The organism is Ruegeria sp. CDSA077, from assembly GCF_059612265.1.
Map to the genome: position 1 here is coordinate 252070 of NZ_JBXWQG010000004.1, position 6689 is coordinate 258758.

At 53.0% G+C, this 6689-nt stretch carries 5 protein-coding genes and 3 pseudogenes; 5 read left to right on the forward strand and 3 right to left on the reverse strand.

All coding sequences use genetic code 11. The annotated features are described in order from the left end of the window. Window positions 1–27: 27 nt before the first annotated feature. Window positions 28–1251 carry a YbfB/YjiJ family MFS transporter gene (locus tag AC2FLE_RS11875; protein WP_496697241.1) on the reverse strand — a complete coding sequence of 408 codons (1224 nt, stop codon included), beginning with the start codon at window positions 1249–1251 and terminating at the stop codon, window positions 28–30. Window positions 1252–1396: 145 nt separating this feature from the next. On the opposite strand from AC2FLE_RS11875, the pseudogene AC2FLE_RS11880 reads away from it, so the two are divergent. Then, a pseudogene (locus tag AC2FLE_RS11880) lies at window positions 1397–1603 on the forward strand (isochorismatase family protein); the annotation flags it as partial. A gap of 208 nt (window positions 1604–1811) precedes the next feature. On the opposite strand, the gene AC2FLE_RS11885 reads toward AC2FLE_RS11880, so the two are convergent. After that, window positions 1812–2324, reverse strand: a complete 513-nt coding sequence (locus tag AC2FLE_RS11885) for a class I SAM-dependent methyltransferase (protein ID WP_496697243.1) — start codon at window positions 2322–2324, stop codon at window positions 1812–1814. Window positions 2325–2593: 269 nt separating this feature from the next. Between AC2FLE_RS11885 and AC2FLE_RS11890 the strand changes: the two are divergent. Then, window positions 2594–2701, forward strand: a pseudogene (locus AC2FLE_RS11890) (IS6 family transposase); the annotation flags it as partial. A gap of 323 nt (window positions 2702–3024) precedes the next feature. On the opposite strand, the gene AC2FLE_RS11895 reads toward AC2FLE_RS11890, so the two are convergent. After that, entirely contained in the window at window positions 3025–3594 is a 570-nt protein-coding gene (locus AC2FLE_RS11895; RefSeq protein ID WP_496697244.1) for a hypothetical protein, read from the reverse strand. 120 nt (window positions 3595–3714) lie between these two features. On the opposite strand from AC2FLE_RS11895, the pseudogene AC2FLE_RS11900 reads away from it, so the two are divergent. The 3 genes and pseudogenes from AC2FLE_RS11900 to AC2FLE_RS11910 form a co-directional block, all read left to right on the forward strand. Next, a pseudogene (locus tag AC2FLE_RS11900) lies at window positions 3715–4130 on the forward strand (Tn3 family transposase); the annotation flags it as partial. A gap of 171 nt (window positions 4131–4301) precedes the next feature. After that, window positions 4302–4700, forward strand: coding sequence for a hypothetical protein (locus AC2FLE_RS11905; RefSeq protein ID WP_496697245.1), 399 nt, complete (start codon window positions 4302–4304; stop codon window positions 4698–4700). Between the two features lie 469 nt (window positions 4701–5169). Next, window positions 5170–6180, forward strand: a complete 1011-nt coding sequence (locus AC2FLE_RS11910; RefSeq protein ID WP_496697246.1) for an autotransporter outer membrane beta-barrel domain-containing protein — start codon at window positions 5170–5172, stop codon at window positions 6178–6180. The last annotated feature ends 509 nt before the right edge of the window (window positions 6181–6689 follow it).

Genomic DNA, 6689 nt, shown 5'->3' on the forward strand with positions numbered 1-6689 from the left:
GAATGAGCGCAGTTCGGAACAGGACGGTTACGCCACCGCACGCCCGAGTGGTTTTTGCATCGCAGCACAAAGGGCACCCACCAGCAAAACGGCAGAAGCCACTACAAGGCTATCTCCAATTTCTCCGGTTATGTCTCCGATGACGCCGGCTCCGATCGGTCCAAGTGTTTGTGAGATAGCGAAAACAACTGTAAAAAAGCTTACGGTTGCACCCCAATCCTGCTGATCCAGATTCTGGCGGACAAAGCTGGTGACAGCAGTGGGCGGCATAAAGACCGACAGCCCAAACACGAGCGCCGACATGATCAATCCATATCCGTTTGGAACAAGGATCGGCAGGGCTGAACCACAAGCGACGCCAGCTAAGATCAACGCCAATGGCGTCCCAGAAGCGAAGCGGGCTAATATCCCACGCCAAACAAATGGCGACGCCATAATGCTGAATCCAAGGATCATCCACGTTGCCGTGGTCAACAGGACACTGGAATGCTGCTCCTTCATCCAGACAGCGATAAAAGTTACGTAGACTATGTAACCCAACCCAAACAGCGCGTATCCGCCGAGTTCGCCTAACATCCTGCGCACCGGAGGAATGGAAGGAAGCGCTGCGTCGTGCTCGGCTTTGTTCAGCTTTGTGGACGCCCAAACGGAAAATGGACAAATGATCAGAGCTGCAATCCCAACTCCGATCCACGCCCAGTCCCAGTATTGCGGCCCGAATACGTCCAGCATAGTCGGAAGGGTTGCGCCACATAAGGCGATACCAAACCCACCGCCGCCGCCAAAGTACAAGGCGATAGCCAGTGCATTCCTTCGGGCGCAGTTCTGGAACAGAGATGCCGCCAGAACGCCGCCTGATACAAAGGAAAGAGCGCCGAACAACCCCACCAATGTACGACAAGCGGTTTGAAATACGAGGTCCTCATTTAACCCTGTCATTAACAGACACAGTGCGGTCGCCACAGTGCCGCCAGCAAACAACCGTGACGGCGAAATATGGCGGATCAGGAAAAGTGTTAGGATTGCACCCATTATGTAGCCAATCGAATTGGCGGTGTTTAGCCAACCAGATTGAGTGAGGTTCCAGCCGAGGCTACTTTTCATTGATGGTAGAATTAGGCCGTATGCAAAGCGGCCAAAGGCGTTGGATATGCTGACGCCAAGCGCAAGGCCCAGCAATATGAGCCAAGGGTTAGTAGTTTTTGCCGAAGTCATGAATATTCTTCCAGGTTGAACAACACCGTGCCCCATTGTGGGTTGCTGTGCAATCTCAACAGATCCTAGTCAGCCCCGTGCGGCTTAACTTGAGAATCAGCAGATTGAATATTCTCAACAAGCTGCCGCGCTGCTTTCGTCTACGCTATGTGAGTTCAACTGAGCAACGACCTGCCAGTTTGGATGGCCGGGTGTTGAGCTTGCTTCAGAGGTCGCTCAACTGCGAGACGACATTCTGCTTCGTCGCAATCGTCTGTCGGCTTTTCAGTCGACACCTCCGAGTTACCTGACTCCTGGTGAAACGCTGTACGTTTGTGGCATTTCGACGAGCATATGTGTGTCGTCGATGGCCATTGCGGGCGAATATATCGACAATATCTTACAATAGCACACCGCCATGACCGGGAACCGCTCGAGAAACGCAAACCTTGCGAATGCTGCGATCGGTCGTCAACGACCGCTTTGGGGAAGCTGCACTGCGGCGCTAACCAAGCTGACGAACGGCAGGTATGTGCCCGTCCGGGAATTCTGTTTGAGGTGGGGCGGGGGATAATGCTGCACCGGCTGCGACGGCCGCTCTGAGCCCAATGTGCTCGTTAAGATCGGCGCATAAACAGATAACCGCGTTCTGCGAAATGTGCTTTCCAATCCAATTCATGGGCCAATGCGGTGGCTTTAAAGTCTGCGATATTGGGCGACTCATCCGCGATTAGAAGCCATCCGTCATCGTTTACATGGTTCATCAACGAATTCAGAACCGTGCCCCGAGATGGGCGATCTAACATGTGCAGTGTTCGGTCGATCAGCACTATGTCAAATAGACCCTCTGGGTTGTAGGTAGTGATGTCGGCCACAACACCTTCAACTTTTAAATTTTCTTTTGTCGCTGCAGCTCTTAGATCGCGAATGCCATTGGGGGATATGTCCACTCCCACAACGCGATGCCCCAAATTCGCAATGAAAATAGCGTCACGGCCTTGTCCGCACCCCACGTCCAGGACACGAACGTTATGTTGGTCGAGTTGGTCGAAAAATTTGACAAAAACCGAAGTTGGTTGCCCCAGTGCATTTCGTGTCTCGCCGTACAGTTTGTCGTAATTGTAAGCCATGGAATCAGCGTTAGTAGATATCCACGTGATTAGCTAAGTGAAATATTTCGTGAGCGGCAGGAATGTCCGGCAGATTTCCTGTTCGGATTGCACGTGATTTCGCGTCTGCGCGAATGGCAGAAATGCGGGCTGCTACCGCAGCATCTCGATTGGGTGCTGGATGTCGGCTCTGGGCCGTTCGTATCGATAATGATAATGGGAGCCATAATCGTTACTGGTTTGCACTCGCAAACTTATCATTCACCTGCACGCAGTGCTGTATTAAGCGGTCGGCTACGGCAACTTTTGCAGGTATCGAGGTGGCGCACATAATCCGCAAGGGCCATTTCACGCCCGGACTCTGTTCATTCAATCAATTCGCAGAGCTGACCGTCTAGCTCCGATCCGATCGTTAAAACAGCTCTTCGTGCTCAAAACTATACAACAAAACCAGCTATGTCCCGGCCGGTGAGTGACTTAGGGCTGCAATCTGTTCTTGTAGCAAATTCCGAGCTTGCCGTCTCGTGACCGGGCTCTAGGTTTCAGCCAACATATCGGATTCCACCCAGAACACCCCAGCATGATCTTCCTGACGCAGTAGCCCCTGAACCGTCTCTTGTGAGCCGGCGCAGGGGTTTTGGGTCGTGGTCGGTCCATACCGTGGTGATCTTCCCACTATACCGGGTGGCCTTTCAGTATTGCAGCGCAGCAGTTACCGGAACTACATCGCAGCCGGACCTAATTCTCCCGCATTCCAGAATTGGTAGCATTCAGCTGGGCCAAGATTGCCACGTGGGCAAGCGATATCATAAATAGTTTCCGCAAAACCCTCGATGATAACCCCAAACCCTGCCGCGACAATGATCACGGAACCAATGAGGTATCGACCATCTTCTTCAACTTGACCAAGCATTTGGTTTTCTTGATTTGGCCCCCAATTCAGGTGAATACCGTCTTCGATCGCGTATCCACCAGTATCAGTTCCGATCACATCAACATCGGACAAATCCAAGCTCCAATTCGGGTCTATTGCGGGATACTGCAGAGTAGCGGACAGGTTATTTTGACCCAGATGGCGCTCTGAAGGCAAGTCGTAGCCAAAGCCGGACGAATTGGTGGTTTGGTAGGTATTGGCCATCCCATCAGCGTGATTGACTGTTTGCGAAACAGATGAGTGAATTTTGTGCGCAAACCCGCGTTGGCTATGGTCACGTAACGGACCAGCGGTGGACGTTCCGGCACTCAGGACAATGGCGAATGCGGTGACGGAGGCAATCAGTGTCTTTTTCATTTCTTGGTCCCTCTAGGTTGAGCGTGTCTGATACGCTGTAGGTGGAACCAATTTGGAAATTTGAGGTTCGGATTTATTGCGCTGACAGGTCAAGGTTTTGAGAAAAGGCTTCAAGTTGACGCCTATCCCCGCCAGCATGAACTAGCCTCCGCCTTGCGTAAAATTTGCAGGATGGAACGGACACTGTTTGTCATCGACTGGATGCTCAATGCCGACATGCAGCGCCGTGCACAGATTGGGCTGAACAAGGGCGAGGCGCATCACGCCCCGAAGACCGCCTTGAGAAATGGTCGACAGGGTGAAATCCGCGACCGTACTGCCAAGGACCAGCACTATCGGATGGCAGGCCTTAACCTCCTGGCCGCTATCATCATCTACTGGAACACCAAGCATCTGAGAGGGGCGATCATCGCACGATAGCGCGCCGGTCTGGCCTGTCCCGATGACCTTCTCGCGTATATCTCACCGCTTGGATGGGTTCCATCCTTCTCACCCGCGAATACAGGTGGAAGAATCCGAACAGTCACCGCTTATGATACAATCCTGCCCCTTACTGGAATCCACCCCAAACACGCTGCGAACAGGCGCTAGCTTGATGACTTTTCTCAAAACCTTGACCTGTCAGCGCAATAAATCTGAACCGCGGTTTGTCAGATTGAATGCACACACAGCGTTTCAGATACGCTCAGCTAAAAAGGTACCAAACGATGAAAAAAGTACTGATTGCCTCCGCCACAGTGTTCGCGATTGTTGCAAGCGCTGGAATGTCCACGGCTGGTCCGTTGCGTGATCAAGCCCAGCGTGGGTTTGGGAAGAATGTCCACGTTTCGGCCTCACAAGCAATTGGTCACGCCAGTGAAAAAGCCAAGGCCTACCAGACCCCTTATTTGACCGGCTCGGGCACCCATTCGACGTCAAAATACGATCTGAGCCAAAAGAACCAGTCCTCGACACAGCAGACTGGCGCATATGGCGCAAGCGGTGGCTCGCAAGCCCCCAATGTGGTCGTGATCCCGATTCAGGAAAGCGGTAGCTACACACTGATTATTGGCAAATCGTCGGGCTCCAATCTGACCCCATACCCGCGCCTTAACTACTACTGGTAAACCTGTGTTCATCATGGAAGGTCTTGTCAGAGAAAACGTGACCTGCCCCCATCAACCACCGGGCCCCGGATACGAACTCCGGGTCCTGGCTGCACTGACCTCATGACGGCAATGGGTCAGCGGGTTTTTCTCGGGCAAGCCTGCGCTGACATCAACCATCGCCTGAGCCAGATGGTTGGTAGGTACGGATGTTTCATAGCCGTTATGACGATAGACCCACCGAGGTCTGCTTTTGGGGGTTGCGAGCCGACCATGAGCATTGCCATCACGCGCATTCGGAGGGTGGTTTTCGCGACGCCAATGTTTGCCTGACAGAGGCCGCCCCGCTGCAATAAATGCTGCGGACCGGGGGAACTTGATGCTTTTTCTCAAAACCTTGACGTGTCAGCGCAATCAACCTGAGGCGCAGATTGCCAATTTGATTGGACACACAGCGTGCCAAACACGCTTAGCTGAAAGGCGCGAAAAGATGAAAAAGGCAATGATTACATCCGCAACAGTATTCGTGCTTGTCGTAAGTGCCGGAATGTCCATGGCCGGTCCTTCGCGTGGCAACCTAAGCGGGTTTAAACAGGGTGTTCGCTCATCAGTTTCGCAAGCACACAACCGCACTGAGACGCAAGGCAACGGTTCCAAAGCCTTCACCGTCAGCCAGGTGCTGACTGAGTTGACCACAACCGCCGGACCATTGTTCTGGTTTGAGTCCCAAAGTGAACGCGACAGCTATGATGTCGGTGAAGGCGAGTTGACGACAAACAATGGCACTCTGCGATATGGCGCGAATTTGCCTTTGGGTGAGATCGCGGGCGCACAGCTGTTTGGCGGGCTGGAATTTGGCATCGGCAGCCTGTCATCGAACGTCGGCACCAGCCTGGCCAGTGCCAATATCTCGACCGAAGCCTACGATGCAACCCTGAGCGCGCTTTGGGTTGCGGACAGTCTGTTTTATGTCGACGGGCAGCTTCGTTATGGGTATTTCGACAGCCAGATACGTGCGAATGGCAGGGGCGCAGTGGATGCCGATGGCAGTGGGTATGAGGTATCTGTTGAAGTTGGCAAGCCCTTCACGCTGCTGAACGAATGGACGCTCACCCCGCAAGTGCAGATCATGTACAGCGATATCGACATGAACGATGTCCCAGATGGCGTCGGGGACAGTCGGATCGGATCCCTGGTGGATGGTGACACATTGACGGCTCGGGTCGGACTGCGTGCTGAGCGTGCCATTGCAAACAATTCGATGCTGTATGGTCAAATCGACGTCTATCATACGTTCGACAACGCAACCTCGATGGTGTTTGGGCAAGGTGCAGTGTTCACCGAGCGCGGTCAGGACACAGCGGCCCTGACCTTTGGCGGTAATTTCTCCCTGTCAGATCGCTCTTGGTTCTATGGTGAGATCACTACTGAAACTGGATTGGGAAGCAGCTCGGACGACTACGCCTTCAGCTGGAACATCGGCGTAGAGGTACAGTTTTGAAGCGTAACGGGGTTCAGACGCCAGCTCGATATTTTTTCTCAAAGCCTTGACGTGTCATCGCAATAAATCTGACCGACAGATCGCCAAATTGAATGCACACACAGCGTTTCAAACACGCTCAACCGAAAGGAACCAAGAAATGAAAAATGCACTGATTTCCTTCGTCACCGCGTTCGCCATTGTTCTGAGTGCTGGAATGTCCATGGCGCACCCGTTGGATGGCTACGACCACCAAACTTCCAAAGCGGCTGGCCCTGGCTTCCATTTGAACTCAGAACTATCGAGTTCCGACCCTTGTGATTCATGCACTGATGCATGGGGATGAACTTTAACAGCGGATGCTTTGGACTGCGTTTGAGACGATGAGCTTCCGCTTTCTTGCCCCAGCCTGCAATGTTAACCGATTTGCACATCCTGAGGTCGACCTAAGCAGTTCGAGCACTGCCCGGAGATTGGCCCGTCCAAGTCTTGTAGGCATTGCTAAACGCCGCTTGATCAGAATAACCAAG

What these genes read in the sequence shown, in the direction of transcription:
- AC2FLE_RS11895 (WP_496697244.1), bottom strand. Translation starts at nt 3,594, where the DNA reads ATGAAAAAGACACTGATTGCCTCCGTCACCGCATTCGCCATTGTCCTG.
- AC2FLE_RS11905 (WP_496697245.1), top strand. Translation starts at nt 4,302, where the DNA reads ATGAAAAAAGTACTGATTGCCTCCGCCACAGTGTTCGCGATTGTTGCA.
- AC2FLE_RS11885 (WP_496697243.1), bottom strand. Translation starts at nt 2,324, where the DNA reads ATGGCTTACAATTACGACAAACTGTACGGCGAGACACGAAATGCACTG.
- AC2FLE_RS11910 (WP_496697246.1), top strand. Translation starts at nt 5,170, where the DNA reads ATGAAAAAGGCAATGATTACATCCGCAACAGTATTCGTGCTTGTCGTA.
- AC2FLE_RS11875 (WP_496697241.1), bottom strand. Translation starts at nt 1,251, where the DNA reads ATGGGGCACGGTGTTGTTCAACCTGGAAGAATATTCATGACTTCGGCA.